The following is a 17,845-nucleotide window of genomic DNA, read 5'->3' as shown; positions in this document are numbered from 1 at the left end:
TGGACCACCAACACCTCGCACTCAACGACATCCACCGAATCACCGGCCACGACCAACTCTTCGACACCCTATTCGTGCTGGAGAACTATCCGGTCGACACCGCGGCTTTGGCCAGCGAGCGCAAGCTGACCATCACCGAGTTCGCCGGCCGGGAATCCAACCACTACCCGTTGACGGTGCAAGCCACCCCTGGGCGGGAGCTGGGCCTTCGTCTCGAGTACGACACCAACCTGTTCGATTCGGCGACCATCGACACCATTACCGAGCGATTCAAACGGGTGTTGGTGGCGATGACCGCCGACCCCACGCGACGGTTGTCGGCGGTGGACTTGCTGGACGAGGGTGAGCGCGCACGCCTGGACGACATCGGTCACCACGCGGTGCTGGCCCGGCCCACGCCCCCAGCCGTGTCGATTCCCGAGTCGTTCGCCGAGCAGCTGGCCCGCACCCCCGAGGCGGTAGCGGTCACCTTCGGCGGCACCTCGATGACCTACCACGAACTCGACGATGCGGCCACCCGGTTGGCGCACCTGCTGGCCGCCCACGGCGTGGTCCCGGGACAGTGTGTGGCGCTGCTGCTTTCGCGTTCCGCCGACGCGGTCGTGGCAATTTTGGCGGTGTTCAAAGCGGGAGCGACGTATTTGCCGATCGACCCCGCGCTGCCGGCGGCGCGCATCGAATTCATGATCGGCGACGCTCAGCCGATCGTTGCGATCACCACCGCCAAGCTGGCCGGGCGGCTGGACGGGACCGATCTGCCGATCATCGATGTCGAAAACCTCCCGCTCGACATCGATCCCGCCACCCGCCTGGTGGCGGCGACCCCCGACGATATCGCCTACTTCATGTACACCTCGGGCACCACCGGTGCGCCCAAAGGGGTGGCTATCACCCAACACAATCTGACCCAGCTGCTGAAGTCGCTGGACACCTGGCTGACGCCGGAACAGGTGTGGTCCCAATGGCATTCGCTGGCCTTCGACGTCTCGGCGTGGGAGATGTGGGGGGCGCTGTTGCGCGGTGGGCGGCTGGTAGTCGTTCCCGAGTCGGTGGGTCGTTCACCGGAAGACCTGCACGCCTTGCTGGTGGACGAAAAGGTCAGCATGCTCATCCAGACACCGTCGGCGGCGGGGATGTTGTCGTCGCAGGGGTTGGATTCGGTGACTTTGGTGGCGGCAAGTGAGGTCTGCCCGCCCGAATTGGTGGATCGATGGGCGCCCGAACGCGTGATGGTGCACGCTTACGGCCCCACCGAGACCACCATCTACACGTCGTTGAGTGCGCCGTTGAAACCGGGGTCGGGGTCGCCGCCGATCGGCTCGCCGGTGGCGGGAGCGGCCTTTTTTGTACTGGACGGGTGGCTGCGCCCGGTGCCGGGCGGAGTGGTCGGTGAGTTGTATGTGGCCGGTGTCGGGGTGGGCGTCGGGTACTGGCGCCGACCCGGTCTAACCGCGTCCCGCTTCGTCGCGAGCCCGTTCGGGGCGCCTGGAACGCGCATGTATCGCACCGGCGATCTGGTTCGGTGGCGCACCGACGGGCAGTTGCAGTTCGTCGGGCGTGCCGATGAGCAGGTCAAGATCCGCGGCTATCGCGTCGAACTCGGCGAAATCCAGGCCGCCCTAAGCGCACTCGACGGCGTCGACCAAGCAGCGGTCATCGCCCGCGAGGACCGCCCGGGCGACAAGCGCCTGGTCGGCTACATCACCGGCACCGCGGACCCGGCCGAGGCGCGCGCGGCGCTGGCCGAGCGGCTACCGACCTACATGGTGCCGGCCGCGGTAGTAGTCATCGAGGCCCTGCCGCTCACCACTAACGGCAAACTCGACACCCGCGCCCTACCGGCACCGGACTACACGGCCGGTCAGTACCGCGCTCCGGCCACCGCCACCGAGGAGATCCTGGCCGGCATCTATGCCCACGTACTGGGGCTCGACCGGGTCGGGGTCGACGACTCCTTCTTCGACCTTGGCGGCGACAGCATCTCGGCAATGCGCCTGGTCGCCGCGATCAACGGCCGGCTGGATACCCGTCTGGGGGTGCTCGCCTTATTCGACGCGCCATCGGTGCGGCGACTCAGCCGACAGTTGAGCACACACGACTACTCGTCCAACGGGCCCAGCTTTGCGTCCGTGCATGGGCGTAACGCCACGGAGGTGCGCGCCGCCGACCTCACGCTGGACAAGTTCATCGATGCCGCGACGCTGACCGCCGCCCCCACGCTGCCACGCCCCGGCGCCGAGGTCCGGACGGTTCTGCTCACCGGAGCGACCGGCTTCCTCGGCCGATACCTGGCTTTGGAGTGGCTGCAGCGCATGCAACTGGTCGACGGCACGCTGATTTGCCTGGTGCGCGGGGAGAACAACGACGAGGCGCGGGTTCGCCTGGTCAAGACCTTCGATAGCGGAGACCGCGTGCTGCTACGGCACTTCCAGGAACTATCCGCCGGTCACCTGGAAGTCATCGCCGGCGACAAGAGTCAGCCCAACCTGGGCCTGGAGCAGCAGACCTGGCAGCGGCTGGCCGACACCGTCGACCTGATCGTCGATCCCGCGGCCCTCGTCAACGCCGTCTTCCCCTATAGCGAGCTGTTCGTGCCCAACGTCGTCGGCACTGCGGAGCTGATCCGCCTCGCGCTCACCACGAAACTCAAGCCCTACAGTTACGTGTCGACCGCTGACGTCAGGACCCAGATCGATTCGTCGGCGTTCACCGAAGACGCCGACATCCGAGACATCAGCCCAACCCGCACGGTCGACGACAGCTACGGCAACGGCTACGCGAACAGCAAGTGGGCCGGTGAGGTGCTGCTGCGCGAGGCCAACGACCTGTGCGGGCTGCCGGTGGCGGTGTTCCGCTGCGACGTAATCCTGGCCGACGCCACCTACGCGGGCCAACTGAACCTGTCGGACACGGTGACCCGGATGGTGCTGAGCCTGGTAGCCGCCGGCATCGCGCCCGGCTCGTTCTTCCAACTCGACGGCGGGGGCAACCGGCAACGCGCGCACTTCGACGGGCTGCCCGTCGACTTCATCGCCGAGGCCATCGCCACGCTGGGTGCACAGGTGGGCGACGGGTTCGAGACCTATCACGTGATGAATCCGCACGACGACGGCATCGGGCCGGATGAGTATGTCGACTGGCTGATCGACGCCGGTTACCCGATCCAGCGCGTCGGAGACTTCGGGGAGTGGTTGCAGCGGTTCGAGACCGCCCTTGGCGCCCTGCCGAATTGGCAACGCGAACACTCGATGCTGCAGATGTTGCTGTTGCGCAATTCCCAGCCCGTCGAGCCCCCCGAGCCCACCCTCGGATCCTTCGCGCCGGCCGACCGCTTCCGTGCTGCGGTGCAAGAAGCGAGAATCGGCCCCGATAAGGACAATCCGGACATCCCACACATCTCGGCGCCGAACATCATCAAATACGTCACCGACTTGCAACTGCTCGGACTGCTTTAGCCCACTTTTAGGAGGGACAAATGCGGCGAATTGCTCTGTCGATCTACTGGGCGTTTTTAACGATGGTCCGCTTCGCCAGCCTGCGGCGACAGAACGACGCGGCGGCCTATTACACGATCCTCGGCGATGACGTCGTCGATTTCATGAACGAAAAGTACGCCGATGCCTCCAAGCCGTTGTGGCTCAACAACGGTTATTGGAAAGACGCGCGTACCTATCCCGACGCTTGTGTCGCGATGGTCGAACTCCTGGGAACCAGCGCCGGGCTGCAACCGGGCGATGCGGTGCTGGATGTCGGTGTCGGTTTCGCGGAGCAGGACTTCGTCCTGTTGGACCACTTCAAGCCGTCACACATCACGGGCATCGACATCACGCCCGTGCACATCGACAAAGGTCGCGAGCGTGTCGCCAAGCGCGGGCTGGAAAACCAGATCGAGGTCCGCCTCGGTTCCGCGACCGCAATGGATTTTCCCGACGCGTCATTCGACAAAGTTCTGGCATTGGAATGCGCATTCCACTTCGACACGCGAGATCAGTTCCTGCGCGAGGCGTTCCGCGTTCTCAAACCGGGAGGAACCGTCGCGCTCGCCGACATGCTCCCTAGTCCCGGCCAAAAACTCAGCGCCATCAACAACTTCGGCCGAAAGTACGGCCACATTGCCGAGGAAAATTACTACGACCGCGACGAGTACTCCAGGCGGTTATCGGCGATGGGCTTCGACGATGTCGTCGTGCATTCGATCCGCGAAGACGTGTTCCCCGGGATGGCCAAATACGCTCGGCAGCGTGTTGAGGGAAACAAGAAGATGGCGGACGTGGTCGTCGAAATCTCGGAGGACGATCGCGCCCGGTGCCGGGGCGTAGAAGTGTGGGAACGAGGGACGGGCTTGACCGACTATGTAATCGCCTCGGCGCGCAAGCCTGTGAACGGTACGGTTCCGGCTTAAGGCGCTACGTCGAAGTCCTCGGCTTGGAGTTCGATCGGTGCGCCATGCGGTGTGCGGTTCGCCGCGTGTTGCCACGCATCACGCCAGCGCGCGGTCTCGACCGAACCAATTCCGTGGCGCGCCAACAGGTCTTCGAGTGCACCGAGCCAGTGGCGGTAGTAGGTGTCCCCACGGTCGGGGTCACCATCTGCCTGTGCCTGCTCGATCCGCGTGGCCAGCGCGTCGGCCCACTCGGCCCAGGTATACAGCCCGCGCTCGTGCAACGAAACCACCATCGCGAAAGCCCTTGCCTCCCAAGGCTCTGCGAAGACCGGCTGGTCGCCACCGGCGACTCCGGGAAACGGCCGATTCATGCTGCTTCCAAATACGGTTCCCATGCGTCGATCGACACCGTCAGGCCCCGCTCGGCGTCGGGCCACAGGTCGGTGCCGCGGAACACCACCGTATATAGCCATTCCGGCTGTTCCCCGCGGCCACTGGCATTCGCGTCGGCGAAGACGTGCACCCCATGCAAGCGTTCGATCACCGCCGTCTTGCCCTGCGCATATCCGGGCAGGCGGGTGTGATGCGGGATGGGCCCGGAGATGGTGCGCACCTGCTGACCAACGGAGAACCGCGGCACCTTGGTTGCCGGCCGCTCGGTGGGTGCGCCGCGGGCCTGGAGGGTCGCTACATCGCGCGCGTGCACCACGCGGGGCAATGTAATCGGCGGGCGGAGCATCCGGCCGGCGGCCAACTCTTCGGCAGAGACCAACCCGTGCCCCTCGAGTTGTTTGAGCAGAGCGGCGAACCAGATTTCGTAGTAACTGCGTTGGTGGTAGTCCGGCAGGGTTTCGCGTACCGAACGTGTCATGTCGAGGTTCCAGACCCCCGCCGCGCCCATCGACAACTGAAGCGCGAACACCCGCGGCTCCCACGCCGCATGCCACGGCTTGAACCCGGCCTCGAGTTCGATCCGACCGTGCCCCAGCTGGCCACCCAAATCAGCGTGCGTGGCGTAATCCTCGCCGCTCACGGATGAAAACCCTCCGGCCGCAACGCTAGACCGGTGCCGATCATGGAATCGCGTGTCACCAACCTGGCGAGGTCCTCTTCGTCAAGGTGTTCGCTTCCGACCGGCCGCATGGGCACAACCAGATATCGCACCTCAGAGGTCGAATCCCAGACCCGGATGCGCGTTTCCGGCGGCAGGGTCACGCCGAACTCGGCCAGCACACTCCGCGGATCACGCACGGCACGCGACCGGTACTGCGCGCTCTTGTACCACGTGGGTGGCAGGCCCAACACCGCCCATGGGTAACAGCTGCACAGCGTGCAGACCACCAGATTGTGTTGCTGTGGCGTGTTTTCCACTGCGATCATGTGCTCGCTCTGCCGGCCGGTATAGCCCAGCCACGCGATCGCCGCAGTGGCGTCGCTCAGCAGCCAGTCGCGATAGCTCGCATCAACCCACGCCCGTGCGACCACATGCGCACCGTTGCGCGGGCCAATGCGTGTCTCATAGGTGTCAATGAGCTCGTCCAATGCCGCCGGATCGACGTAACCCTTCTCGACGAGCACGCTTTCCAGCGCCCGCACCCGCAGATCCATCTCACCGATCTCGCTGGAGCGACCTGAGTCGGTGCCGCGAGCACCATCGCCGGGCCCACTCATCCTTCGAGGCTACGGCTACGAAGTGGACCGCTACAACGATGCCCGCCGTGGCGACGCTCGGGATCCAACGCAAGGCCACAGCGCCTGAGGCGAATCGCCGCTCGAATCACGCCGGCCCCCGAAGTGGGACGCAGATGTCGAGCAACCCTACGACACCTGCTCGCTGTCGGGGCGATGCCCCAGGCCGGCGTCGAGCCATTCGACTCGCTCGCCAAGACCAGGGCCGCTCCGTTGTTCAGCCAACACCAAAGAGTCGTCGAACCGACTCGTGGTTGTAACTGATTTGGCCGCGGCAGCTTTCGCGAACTCCCACTGTTCCCGATCACGAATGTAAAGCGGTGATACGGCCTTCAACCCCGCGAGCTCGAATGCACCGCTTCGAAGGGTGAATCGGACGTCCCCCGTTACGCGGTGAGCACTGACTTCCAGGAAGGACTGCAGTGCCTCCCGGAGACCGCGGAACCATCGCCCCTCTACGGCCTCCATTATCAAAGCTTCGCCGAGAGTGCGCATCCAACGCAGGGTGTCCACCTCGACGGTCGCCGACGCGAGTTGAGCGAAACCTTCGAGGATGAGCGTGGCGGCGGGTGCTTCGCGGACTTCGAGCACCTTCTCGCCGTTTTCGAGGTGCTCCAGGCTGCTGAAGCGTCCGATGCCGTAACGACCGATTGCGGTGTTGAGGCCGGAGATCAGGTCTACCAAGTCAGTGACGGGTTCGGTGTCCACCGAGACGACATGCCCTTCATCGAAGCGGAGCTGGATGACGCGAGTCGCCGTTTCGGATGGGACAGACCACTGGTAGAGATTCTGGTCGATTTCGAACTGTTCGGGATCGTCCAGGCTGCCACTTTCGAACTCTCTGCACCACAAGTTGGTGTCGGTGCTTGTCATCCGCGTCGCGAAACCAGAGATGCCGAACTCCTCCTGCAGCTCCAAGCGCTTGAGCTCGCGGGTCAGAGCGTCGAACTCGTAGGGCGATCCGAAGTAGCCTTCGAAACCGAGGTCGGAAATGGCTCCGTTGAGCCTCCGCAAGCTGTTCTGCGACTGATTGGCTGTATGGAGCAGGCACTTGGCACCGACCGAGCGCGCGAACTCCACGCCGACTCGGGCAATCAATGGTCGTGACAGCGATGCGCTGATGGGATGCTGACCAAGATATCTGCCACCCGCGAGAATCGCTGGATACACGAACTCTTCGGCGAATTCTTTTCGGTAGTCCAGGCGGGTGATTTCTACGTCGAACCTGTCCGCGATGTAGGAGAAATTTCCGAGATCGAAGTCGTCTCCGACGTCGATCGAAAGCGCAATGAGATGCGCGTCTAGTTTCGACAGCTGTGCCAACAGGTACGTACTGTCCAACCCGCCCCCGCACAGCGTCACGATGGTGTCGTTGCGCTGGCACAATCGCTCGATATCCGAAAACGAGCGGATCTTTCTGTAACTCAAGTGGTCGGATCCCATAATTCAAACTCCATCGGGCGAGTCGGAAGGTGGTGTCACGGTCGCAACCTCCGTTGCCCACGCAGTGCTAATCATGCGGCCGAAGTGTCCCGGAAAGACATCCGAAAGGCCACACCGGCAATCCTGGAAGGTTCAGGTCTTCCCCACGGGTCAGGCTAACACTCTTCGCCACGCGGGACACCTGGAATGGGCGATTGACGGGGCGCCGGTAGTCGGTCCTCGCGTGTCGCTGTGCGACGTCGACGGACGTGATGCGGTGCGCCAATCCGGCCGATGCGACCGCTGGTGCGCTGCCGCGTGAGCCGTCCTTCCTGAGGACACAATATGCAGGCCATCGCCATCCCTGCGGGTCGCCTGGATTCGCGGGATCGAGCGGACTTCCACCGCCGCACCCTTCGATCTCGCCACTCGCGAAGACGGCTCGATCACCAATGACGTCCCTCGGTCGATGCGTAACCGTTCGATCACCCGCCGCACCGTCCCGGCTGGCCGACTGTTTATCGAAGGGATCCATTCAGCAAACAAACTGTTAATAATCAATGGCCACGCTCGGCGTCGGTCGCGGGGGCCGACGGCCAGGGTCCTGGGCCCGCGTTACCAGCCGACGAACCGATGGCCCTCGGACTTTGCTCGCGCCGGTCGTCGCTGCCATTTCCTCTTGGCGTCGAATAGAATCAAAAAGCGAACAAATCGCCGCAAAATCTGGCACTTCCCGAGCCTTTTGCCCGGTGTGCCGGACCACTGGTTCAGAATGACTTCCGGTCTTAATCGACCAACCGGAAAAACAACCTCATTGTCATATCGACGAGCAATCTCTCAACCATTTCCAGCGCGTCGCATGCGACCTATGTATCTAAAATCCCCAACCCTGGCCGATGCACATACTTTCCATCGACAAGTTAACTGTCGCGCCGAAAAACCGAACCGCGCGGGGCGATGCTCCACCACGTGGGCTGCCGCGACCGAGTCCGATGAGTTGACCCGGGCGGCTCGGCGAAGGCACCTGGCGCCCCAACCTGAACCGATTGCAGTCGCCTTTAATTGCTCTGGCGGTTTTGCGTGAATTTGTGACTGTTTTATGCCGAACTAGGGCTGCCGTCATCCATGATGATCCACATGGACAGGATGGCCCGCGACATCGCGACCATGCCCCGGGGTGGGCCGGACGCCTCGTGGCTGGACCGGCGGCTGCGCACCGACCGTTTGGAATACCTGGACCGCGACGACGTCGACGATCTCAAGCGCAGGGTCATCCAGTCCCTCGACCGCAGCGGACGACGACGGTTTATGGGCACCTACAAGATGTGCGCCCTCGCCGCGCTCGATGAGGTGCCCGACGTCCCTGCGCCGAAGATCCTCGAACTCGGGTGCGGTCTCGGCGGGTTGTCGCGCAAGCTCCTGGAATTGAACCCCGCGGCTCAGGTGACGGTCACCGACATCGATCCCGAGTTTGTGGCCTCGGTAGCCAGCAGCGACCTCGGCAGCGACCCACGCGCCACGGTGCGGGAGATGGACGCCACTGCGATCGACGCCTCGGACGGCCATTACGACCTCGCGGTGTTTGCGCTGTCGTTGCATCACCTGGCGCCCGACCAGGCGGCTCGAGTGTTCGCCGAAGGGACCCGCGTAGCGCGAAAGTTGTTGGTCATCGACCTGCGCAGGTGGCGGGCGCCGCTGCAATTGGTGCAGTTGACGTTCACGCTCCCGTTCACCGGGCTGATCCCGTCGTTGCACGACGCGGTCATCAGCTCGCTACGCGCCTATAGCCCGTCGGCGCTGCGTGCGATCGCTGCGCATGCCGACCCGGCGATCACCGTCGAATTCCGCACCCGACCGCAGGGGGCGACAGCGATGGTTGCCCGTCGCGCGCCGGCCGCGCCTTGCGCCTAGGCTTCCAGGTTCTTCTTCAGGTTTCCCAGCACTTCGCCCTGAATCCTCTTCAGCCTCAACGGCGCAAAGGTCTTTTCGAAGAAGCCCTTCACACCGCCCGCCCCCGTCCAGGTGGTCTTCACGGTGACGCTGGAGCCGGGTCCGGCGGGGGCCACCGTCCAGTTGATGATCATCGACGAGTTCGCGTCCTTCTCCATGACGGTGTGCCCGGCCACGTCGACATTGACTTGCACGTCGCGCACCCGTGACTTGGTCGCCTGCAGCTTCCACTTGGCGACCGTGCCCGCACCCTGACCGCCCTGCAGCACCTGGTAGTCGCTGTACTGCGGGGACAGAATCTTCGGGCGGACATTCTGGTAGTCCGCGACGGCGGCAAGGGTTGCCGCGGGCTCCGCGTTGATCAAGATGGTGCTTTCTGCGCTCACCTGTCCCAATGCGACCCCTCCTCATGATGATTTCAACGGTGCCGCCCGCCGACGACGGGTGCATGGGCTGTTGTCGAAGACTAGGGTATATCTGGTGCCTGTCCTTGGATCTGCACTCTCGGCCCACAAGTCCGGCGTGGATCGGCTGATGGCAAGTTATCGATCGATCCCGGCCACGTCGGCCGTCCGCCTGGCCAAGCCGACGTCAAATCTGTTCCGCGCCCGCACCAAAAGCGATGCGCGCGGCCTGGACACGTCGGGACTGACTGGTGTTCTCCGCGTGGATCCCGATACTCGCACCGCCGACGTGGCCGGCATGTGCACGTATGCTGACCTGGTCGCTGCCACGCTGCCGTACGGCCTTTCGCCGCTAGTTGTCCCCCAGCTCAAGACCATCACCCTCGGTGGCGCGGTGAGCGGGCTGGGTATCGAGTCGTCGTCGTTTCGCAACGGCCTGCCACATGAATCCGTGCTGGAGATGGACATCCTCACCGGCGCCGGCGAGTTGCTCACCACGTCGCGCACCCAGCACCCCGACCTTTTCCGCGCCTTCCCCAATTCCTATGGAACACTTGGTTATTCGACGCGGCTCCGGATTGAGTTGGAACCCGTCACGCCGTTCGTGGCGCTGCGGCACGTCCGATTCCGCTCGCTGCCCGATCTGATCGGCGCGATGGAACGCATCATCGACACCGGCGGCCAGGGCGGGGCGCCGGTGGACTACCTCGACGGGGTGGTCTTCAGCGCCGACGAAAGCTACCTGTGTGTGGGCCGGCGAACCACGACTCCCGGCCCGGTCAGCGACTACACCGGCCGCGACATCTACTACCAGTCCATCCGGCACGACTCCCCGGGCGTCGAAGCCGCCAAGGATGACCGCCTGACCATGAACGACTACTTCTGGCGCTGGGACACCGATTGGTTCTGGTGCTCGCGCGCCTTCGGCGTGCAGGACCCGCGGCTGCGTCGCTGGTGGCCACGCCGCTACCGGCGCAGCAGCTTCTACTGGAAGCTGATCGCGATTGATCAGCGGTTCGGCATCGCCGACCGGATCGAGAAGCGCAACGGCCGGCCCCCGCGCGAACGGGTGGTGCAAGACATCGAGGTGCCGGTCGAACGGACCGGCGAGTTCCTGGAGTGGTTCCTCGACAGCGTTCCCATCACGCCAATCTGGTTGTGCCCGTTGCGTCTACGTGATCACGGCGGCTGGCCGCTGTACCCGATGCGGCCCGATCACACCTACGTCAACGTCGGCTTCTGGTCATCGGTGCCGGCCGGCGCCACCGAGGGCGCCACCAACCGGATGATCGAAGCCAAGGTGAGTGAACTCGGCGGGCACAAGTCGCTGTACTCCGACTCCTTCTACTCCCGCGAGGAATTCGACGAACTGTACGGCGGCGAGGCCTACAACACCGTCAAGAAAACCTATGACCCCGATTCTCGTTTACTCGACCTCTACGCAAAGGCGGTACAACGGCGATGACGACGACCAAAGAACCGCACCGCTCGTCGACGGGCAAGCTCAGCATGGCCGAGATCCTGGAAGTCTTCGCCGCGACCGGGCGACATCCGCTGAAATTCACCGCTTATGACGGCAGCACCGCCGGAAGCGAAGACGCCGAACTGGGGCTGGACCTTCGGACCCCGCGCGGCGCCACCTACCTGGCGACCGCACCCGGCGAGCTCGGCCTGGCCCGCGCCTACGTCGCGGGCGACCTGCAGGCCTACGGCGTACACCCGGGTGATCCGTACCAGTTGCTCAAGACGCTGACCGACCGGGTGCAGTTCAAGCGGCCGCCGGCCCGGGTGCTGGCCAACGTCGTCCGTTCGCTGGGCTTCGAGCGGTTGTTGCCGGTCGCGCCACCCCCGCAGGAGACCCCGCCCCGATGGCGCCGGGTCGCCGACGGGCTGATGCACACCAAGACCCGCGACGCCGAGGCCATCCACCACCACTACGACGTGTCCAACACCTTCTACGAGCTGGTGCTGGGCCCGTCGATGACCTACACCTGCGCGGTGTACCCCGACGCCGAGACCACGCTCGAGGACGCCCAGCAGAACAAGTACCGGCTGATCTTCGAGAAGTTGCGGCTGCAGCCCGGCGATCGGCTGCTCGACGTCGGCTGCGGCTGGGGCGGGATGGTGCGCTACGCCGCGCGCCGCGGCGTGCGGGCCATCGGCGCCACCCTGTCGGCCGAGCAGGCGAAGTGGGCGCAGCGGGCGATCGCCGACGAAGGCCTCACCGAGCGGGCCGAGGTGCGTCATACCGACTACCGCGATGTCGGCGAGACGCAGTTCGACGCCGTGTCCTCGATCGGGCTGACCGAGCACATCGGCGTCAAAAACTACCCCGCCTACTTCGGCTTCCTGAAGTCGAAGCTGCGCACCGGCGGGCTGCTGCTCAATCACTGCATCACCCGCCACGACAACACCTCGACCTCGTTCGCCGGCGGGTTCACCGATCGCTACGTCTTCCCGGACGGGGAGCTGACCGGCTCGGGCCGCATCACCAGCGACATCCAGAACGCCGGCCTCGAGGTGCTGCACGGGGAGAACTTCCGCCATCACTACGCGATGACGCTGCGCGACTGGTGCCGAAATCTGGTGCAGCATTGGGACGCCGCCGTCGCCGAGGTCGGCTTGCCGACCGCCAAGGTGTGGGGTTTGTACATGGCGGCGTCACGGGTGGCGTTCGAACAGAACAACCTTCAGCTGCATCACCTGCTGGCGGCCAACGTCGACCGGCGCGGCGACGACGACCTGCCGCTGCGGCCATGGTGGACGCCTTGACCCGCCCGCCTCGTCTAGCCGTTGTCGATGCGGCGGGCGCCCAACTCGTTCTGTAGCAATTCCAGCGCGACCTCTTCGGGATCGCGGCGCGGTGCCGACGGCTCATCGCGGACCGCTTCGGCGAGCATGTTTTCCTCTTCGTCGCGCCGCGCGGTGTCCGCGTCGGCGGCGGGCTCCGGGGCGCTCGCAACGGGCGGGTCGCTTTCCCCGCCGGCGGGCGGGGTTGCCGGCGCGGAGGCCGCTGCGCCGGCCTCACACCGCACCCGCCAGTTGACGCCGAGCGCGTCTTTGAGCGCTTCGGCGATCACGTCGGCGTTGCGCTGTTCACAAAGCCTCTTGGCCAGCGGCGCCGATTCATGGCTCAGCACCAGCGTGTTGCCCTCGATGGCCCGGACGGTCGCACCGGCCAGCATCACCTCGGTGGTGCGGCTGCGCTGACGCACCTTTTCACGCACCGTCGACCACATGCTGCGCACCGCGGCAGTGTTGAGTTCGCCTGGTGCAGAGGCTGATTCGGCCGCCGACGCCGCAGCCCCGGCGGTTTCAGCCGCGGGCGAGGAGGCCGGTTCGTCGACGCCCGCCGGCTCGGGCTCGGGTTGCGGCTCGGTCTTCGGCTCGGGCTTGGCGGCGGCCGCCGCGGACCGCCGGGTGAACCGAGCGGGTGGCTCGGGTTCGGCCCGCGCCGCGCTGCGCGGCGCCGCGGCGGCGTCGGGGCCGGGAATGGAGATGTCCAGCCGGGTCTCGATCCGCTCGACGCGTTGCAGCAGCGCGGCTTCGGTGTCACTGGCCGAGGGCAACAGCAGTCGCGCGCACACGACCTCGAGCAGCAGGCGTGGCGCCGTCGCGCCCCGCATCTCCCCCAGCCCCGCCTGCACCACCTCGGCGTAGCGGGTCAGGGTCGCCGGCCCAATCCGGGTGGCCTGCTCACGCATCCGCTCCAGCACGTCCTCCGGCGCGTCCACCACGCCCCGGCTCGCCGCGTCCCGGACGGCCTGCAGCAGGATCAGGTCGCGAAACCGCTCGAGCAGGTCGGTGGCGAATCGCCGTGGGTCGTGCCCGGCATCGATCACCGACTCCACCGCACCGAACAGCGCGGCGGCGTCGGCGGCGGCGAGGGCGTCCACGGCGTCATCGATCAGGGCCAAGTCGGTGGCGCCGAGGAGGCCCAGCGCCCGCTGATAGGTCACGTGGGCGCCTTCGGCGCCGGCCACCAGCTGATCCAGCACCGAGAGGGTGTCGCGCGGCGAGCCGCCGCCCGCGCGGATCACCAGCGGGTAGACGGCGTCATCGATGGCGACGCCCTCCTGCTCGCAGATCCGGGCGATCAACGCGCGCATGGTCTTCGGCGGCAACAGCCGGAACGGGTAGTGGTGGGTGCGCGACCGGATGGTCGGCAGCACCTTCTCCGGTTCGGTGGTGGCGAAGATGAAGATGAGGTGCTCGGGCGGCTCCTCGACGATCTTGAGCAGCGCGTTGAATCCCGCCGTGGTCACCATGTGCGCCTCATCCACGATGAACACCCGGTAGCGCGACTGGGCCGGCGCGTAGAACGCGCGGTCGCGCAGCTCGCGGGTGTCGTCGACGCCGCCGTGGCTGGCGGCGTCCAGTTCGACCACGTCGATGCTGCCGGGCGCGTTGGGCGCCAGCGCCTGGCACGACTCGCAGACCCCGCAGGGGGTGGCCGTCGGCCCCTGAGCGCAGTTCAGCGAGCGGGCCAGGATGCGCGCCGAGGAGGTCTTCCCGCAGCCGCGTGGCCCGGAGAACAAATACGCGTGGTTGATCCGCCCGGCTTCCAGGGCGATCGACAGCGGTTCGGTGACGTGCTCCTGCCCCACCACTTCGGCGAAGGTTGCCGGTCGGTACTTGCGGTAGAGGGCCACGGTCGCTCAGGTTACCGGCGTCCGCCGACGACGACGCGGGCCGGCGGGTCGCCTAGTTCACACTCGACGTGGACGACGCCAGTAGCGACTCCGACGCCGCCAGCAACGCGCAGGTGGCCAGGCCGTCGACGGCCTCGCGCAGGTCCGGCAGCGACGGAAAGGTCGGCGCGATCCGAATGTTGGTGTCCTTCGGGTCTTTCCGATACGGGAACGACGCCCCCGCCTCGGTCACCGCGATACCGGCGTCCTTGGCCAGCGCGACGGTCCGCTTGGCCGTGCCGGGCAGCACGTCGAGGCTGATGAAGTAGCCGCCCTTGGGATCGGTCCACGACGCGATCTTGGAGTCGCTGAGCCGCTGATCCAGGATTTCGGCGGCAAGGGCGAACTTCGGCGCCAGGATCTGCTGGTGCCGCAGCATGTGTAGGCGCACGCCGTCGGCGTCGCGGAAGAAGCGCAGGTGCCGCAGCTGGTTGACCTTGTCGGGTCCGATCGACTTCTTCGACGCGTACTGCAGGAACCACGCGATGTTGCCCAGCGATCCGCCGAAAAAGCTGACGCCGGCGCCCGCGAAGGTGATCTTGGAGGTGGACGCGAACACGTACGGCCGATGGGGGTTGCCGGCCGCGGCCGCCAGCCCGAGCACGTCGACCTGCCGGATGAAGTCGTGCGTCAGTGTGTGCACCACGTAGGCGTTGTCCCAGAACAGCCGGAAGTCAGGCGCCGCCGTCCGCATCTGGACCAGCCGCAGGACGGTGTCCCAGGAATAGGTGACCCCGGTCGGGTTGCCGAACACCGGCACCGTCCACATGCCCTTGATGGCCGGGTCGGCGGCCACCAGCTCTTCGATCAGGTCGACGTCGGGCCCGTCGGACAGCACCGGGACGGGGATCATTTCGATGCCCATCGTCTCGGTGATGCTGAAGTGCCGGTCGTAGCCGGGGACCGGGCACACAAACTTGATGGTCGGTTCGTCCTTCCAAGGCCGCCGCGAGTCCACGCCGCCGTACAGCATCGAGAAGGCGACGACGTCGTGCATCAGTTCCAGGCTGGAGTTGTTGCCCGCGATCAGGTTCTGCACCGGGATGCCGAGCAGCTCGCCGAAGATGGCCCGCAGTTCGGGCAGGCCGTGCAGGCCGCCGTAGTTGCGGGTGTCGGTGCCCTCGCTGTCGCGGTAGTCGTCGCCGGGCAGGCTTAGCAGCTGGTTGGACAGGTCCAGCTGGGCGGGGGCCGGTTTCCCGCGGGTCAGGTCCAGGGACAGCTTCTTGGCCTGCAGGTCCGCGTAATCCTGTTGGTGGCGAGTGTGTGCAGCCGCGAGTTCGGCCGGGGTGAGGGACTCCAGCGACACCGTGAACCCTTTCGCTGTCGGCATTGGTGGCGGCACACGAGCGGCGCAGCCGGGCGCAGCGGGTCGGCACCCATTTGACCTAGGGGACCCCGCGCACCCGACAGAGCCCATTGACCCTTGCTGCCTTCCGGCCCTGGGGGAGTTCACAGGATAGACGCCGCGCGGGGTCCAGCGACGAGTCTAATACCCGCCCCGGAGTCGACGGCGAGCAACAGGCGGCGGCCATTCGGTCCTCGGTTACCATGGCCACGGAGGATTCGCCTAGTGGCCTATGGCGCTCGCCTGGAACGCGGGTTGGGTTAACAGCCCTCGCGGGTTCAAATCCCGCATCCTCCGCCAGTTGGTCCGCCAAGCGGACGCGTACTTGACATGGATTCGGGTCGGCCGCCTTTAGGCTGGCGTGAATTCACCAGCACGAGGAGGGGTATGGGGCGCAAGATCGCCGTGCCATGGCACCTGGTGTTCTCCCTCGTCGCCGGCGCCCTTTACTTCTTCTTTGTGTTGCCCCGCTGGCCGGAGCTGATGGGCGACACCTCACGCACGTTGGGGGTGGCGCTGCGCATCGTGACGGGTGCCCTCATTGCGCTCGCGGCACTGCCGGTGGTGTTCACCCTGCTGCGCACCCGCAAGCCCGAGTTGGGGACGCCCCAGCTGGCCTTGTCCATCAGGATCTGGTCGATCGTGGCCCACGTGCTGGCCGGCGTGCTGATCATCGGGACGGCGATCAGCGAGATCTGGGTGAGCCTGGACGCCGCCGGGCGGTGGTTGTTCGGCATCTACGGGGCCGCCGCCGCGATTGCGTTGCTCGGTATTTTCGCCTTTTACCTCTCCTTCGTCGCCGAGTTGCCCCCACCGCCGCCCAAACCGATCAAGGCGAAGAAGCCCAAGAAACGTCGCGTGCGGCGCAAAAAGGGCGAGGATGCCGACACCGAGACGGCCAGCGACGACGAGGTCGAAGTCGACGAGGCCGACGAGACGGACCAGGCGGAGGCCGCGGAAGTCGAAGAGACCGAAGACGCCGAACAGGGTGAGCCGGCGGCCGAACCCGCCGAAATCAGCGCCGCCGACACCGCCGAGCCGGCAACCGAGGCAAAGCCCGTCGAGGACGTCGAGGCAGCTGCCGATGGGGCCGAAGAATCGCGGGCCAAGCTGCGCAACCGCCGCCCGACCGGCAAGGGGTCGCACCGGATGCGGCGCAGGCGCACGCGAGCCGGCGTTGCCCTCGACGGAACCGTCGACGAAGACTAGTCAGCGGCGCCGCAACCGCTCCACGTAGCCGGCGATGCGTCCCAGCGTCTCGTCCGTCCCCCACATCCGGCGAACCTCGTCGTCCACGCCGCGGGCCTGCTGGATCCGCGCCGTCGTCGGGCCGTGCAACTGGGTCTTGGTCTGCCGATAGGCGTCGGGCGAGATGCCGGCCAGGTCCGACGCCTCGGCCACCGCCGCCTCGAGAAGCTCGTCGGCGACGACACGGTGGGCCAATCCGCGGGCCACGGCCTCCGCGCCCCGATAGTTGCGGCCGCCCAGCAGCACCTCATCGGCGTGCATCCCGCAGGCGTATCGCATGACCTCCAACGCGGCGACCGGGAACGGTACCCCGACGCGCACCTCGGCCGCGCCGATCTGCGCCTCGGGGCTGATCAGGCGGCGGTCGCAGGAACACGCGAGCACGCAGCCGCCCGCGATGGCGGCGCCGTTGATCGCCGCGACGGTGGGGCCCGGATAGCCGAACATCGCCTCGAAGGCCGCGGACAGCGCGGGGACCAGCCGATCGGTGTAGCCGGCGCCGCCCTGCACCACGCGATTCAGGTCGACGCCGGCGCTGAAGGCGCGGCCGGCACCGGTGACAACCAGCGCCCCGGAGTCCGAACGTGCCAGCTCGTTCACCGCCGAAGTCAGCTCTTCGAGGAGCTCGACGTCCTGCGCGTTGACCGGTCCCGACGACAAGGTCAGCACCTTTACGGTTCCCACGGTGTCGATGTCGATCATGATCGCCCCT

The 17,845-nt window shown here is 66.1% G+C and carries 14 protein-coding genes, 1 tRNA gene and 1 other RNA gene; 7 read left to right on the top strand and 9 right to left on the bottom strand.

The genetic code is table 11. The features are described from left to right. Together BST14_RS18820 and BST14_RS18815 are read left to right on the top strand one after the other, a co-directional pair. Window positions 1–3,455, top strand: a 3,455-nt coding sequence (locus tag BST14_RS18820) for a non-ribosomal peptide synthetase (RefSeq protein ID WP_142279475.1), incomplete at its 5' end; no start/stop codon positions are given. A gap of 20 nt (window positions 3,456–3,475) precedes the next feature. Beyond that, window positions 3,476–4,402: a class I SAM-dependent methyltransferase gene (locus BST14_RS18815; RefSeq protein ID WP_083065892.1), complete on the top strand. Its 927-nt coding sequence runs from the start codon at window positions 3,476–3,478 to the stop codon at window positions 4,400–4,402. Here the strand turns inward: BST14_RS18815 and BST14_RS18810 are convergent. From BST14_RS18810 to BST14_RS18795, 4 genes are all read right to left on the bottom strand, one after another. Further along, window positions 4,399–4,755, bottom strand: coding sequence for a nitrile hydratase accessory protein (locus BST14_RS18810; RefSeq protein WP_211280759.1), 357 nt, complete (start codon window positions 4,753–4,755; stop codon window positions 4,399–4,401). The genes BST14_RS18815 and BST14_RS18810 overlap by 4 nt on opposite strands. After that, window positions 4,752–5,417, bottom strand: a complete 666-nt coding sequence (gene nthB / locus BST14_RS18805; protein ID WP_083065890.1) for a nitrile hydratase subunit beta — start codon at window positions 5,415–5,417, stop codon at window positions 4,752–4,754. Before nthB ends, BST14_RS18810 begins: the two co-directional genes overlap by 4 nt. Next, entirely contained in the window at window positions 5,414–5,992 is a 579-nt protein-coding gene (gene nthA, locus BST14_RS18800; protein WP_245845526.1) for a nitrile hydratase subunit alpha, read from the bottom strand. The genes nthB and nthA overlap by 4 nt, the downstream gene beginning before the upstream one ends. A gap of 210 nt (window positions 5,993–6,202) precedes the next feature. After that, a complete protein-coding gene (locus BST14_RS18795) occupies window positions 6,203–7,516 on the bottom strand; it encodes an argininosuccinate synthase-related protein (protein WP_083065888.1) in 1,314 nt (437 codons plus the stop codon). Between the two features lie 1,107 nt (window positions 7,517–8,623). Between BST14_RS18795 and BST14_RS18790 the strand changes: the two genes are divergently transcribed. Beyond that, the gene (locus BST14_RS18790) at window positions 8,624–9,406 is read left to right on the top strand and encodes a class I SAM-dependent methyltransferase (protein ID WP_083065896.1); all 783 of its coding nucleotides are present in this window, start codon (window positions 8,624–8,626) and stop codon (window positions 9,404–9,406) included. On the opposite strand, the gene BST14_RS18785 is transcribed toward BST14_RS18790, so the two are convergent. Further along, the gene (locus BST14_RS18785) at window positions 9,403–9,840 is read right to left on the bottom strand and encodes an SRPBCC family protein (protein ID WP_083065887.1); all 438 of its coding nucleotides are present in this window, start codon (window positions 9,838–9,840) and stop codon (window positions 9,403–9,405) included. The genes BST14_RS18790 and BST14_RS18785 overlap by 4 nt on opposite strands. An 82-nt stretch (window positions 9,841–9,922) precedes the next feature. On the opposite strand from BST14_RS18785, the gene BST14_RS18780 reads away from it, so the two are divergent. Further along, entirely contained in the window at window positions 9,923–11,314 is a 1,392-nt protein-coding gene (locus tag BST14_RS18780; RefSeq protein WP_083065895.1) for an FAD-binding oxidoreductase, read from the top strand. Beyond that, window positions 11,311–12,621, top strand: coding sequence for a class I SAM-dependent methyltransferase (locus BST14_RS18775; RefSeq protein ID WP_211280758.1), 1,311 nt, complete (start codon window positions 11,311–11,313; stop codon window positions 12,619–12,621). Before BST14_RS18780 ends, BST14_RS18775 begins: the two co-directional genes overlap by 4 nt. A 14-nt stretch (window positions 12,622–12,635) precedes the next feature. On the opposite strand, the gene BST14_RS18770 is transcribed toward BST14_RS18775, so the two are convergent. The 3 genes from BST14_RS18770 to ffs all read right to left on the bottom strand — a co-directional run bounded on the left by BST14_RS18770 (window position 12,636) and on the right by ffs (window position 16,020). Then, complete coding sequence (locus tag BST14_RS18770; protein WP_083065886.1) at window positions 12,636–14,501, bottom strand: DNA polymerase III subunits gamma/tau; 1,866 nt, start codon at window positions 14,499–14,501, stop codon at window positions 12,636–12,638. A 52-nt stretch (window positions 14,502–14,553) separates the two neighbouring features. Continuing rightward, window positions 14,554–15,846 carry an aspartate aminotransferase type Ic gene (locus tag BST14_RS18765; protein ID WP_142279473.1) on the bottom strand — a complete coding sequence of 431 codons (1,293 nt, stop codon included), beginning with the start codon at window positions 15,844–15,846 and terminating at the stop codon, window positions 14,554–14,556. Window positions 15,847–15,923: 77 nt separating this feature from the next. Further along, an RNA gene (gene ffs, locus BST14_RS18760) (signal recognition particle sRNA small type) lies at window positions 15,924–16,020 on the bottom strand. Window positions 16,021–16,096: 76 nt separating this feature from the next. Between ffs and BST14_RS18755 the strand changes: the two genes are divergently transcribed. Together BST14_RS18755 and lucA are read left to right on the top strand one after the other, a co-directional pair. After that, window positions 16,097–16,185, top strand: a tRNA-Ser gene (locus BST14_RS18755). A gap of 87 nt (window positions 16,186–16,272) precedes the next feature. Further along, window positions 16,273–17,094, top strand: coding sequence for a lipid uptake coordinator LucA (lucA, locus tag BST14_RS18750; protein ID WP_083065884.1), 822 nt, complete (start codon window positions 16,273–16,275; stop codon window positions 17,092–17,094). Here lucA and BST14_RS18745 read toward each other — a convergent pair whose 3' ends face one another. After that, entirely contained in the window at window positions 17,095–17,835 is a 741-nt protein-coding gene (locus tag BST14_RS18745; protein ID WP_083065883.1) for an enoyl-CoA hydratase/isomerase family protein, read from the bottom strand. Window positions 17,836–17,845 lie beyond the last annotated feature (10 nt).

The sequence above is a fragment of the Mycobacterium arosiense ATCC BAA-1401 = DSM 45069 genome (assembly GCF_002086125.1).
Classification (GTDB): Bacteria; Actinomycetota; Actinomycetes; order Mycobacteriales; family Mycobacteriaceae; genus Mycobacterium; species Mycobacterium arosiense.
The sequence above is the reverse complement of the archived record's forward strand: the minus strand, read 5'-3'. Positions and strand labels throughout refer to the sequence as shown.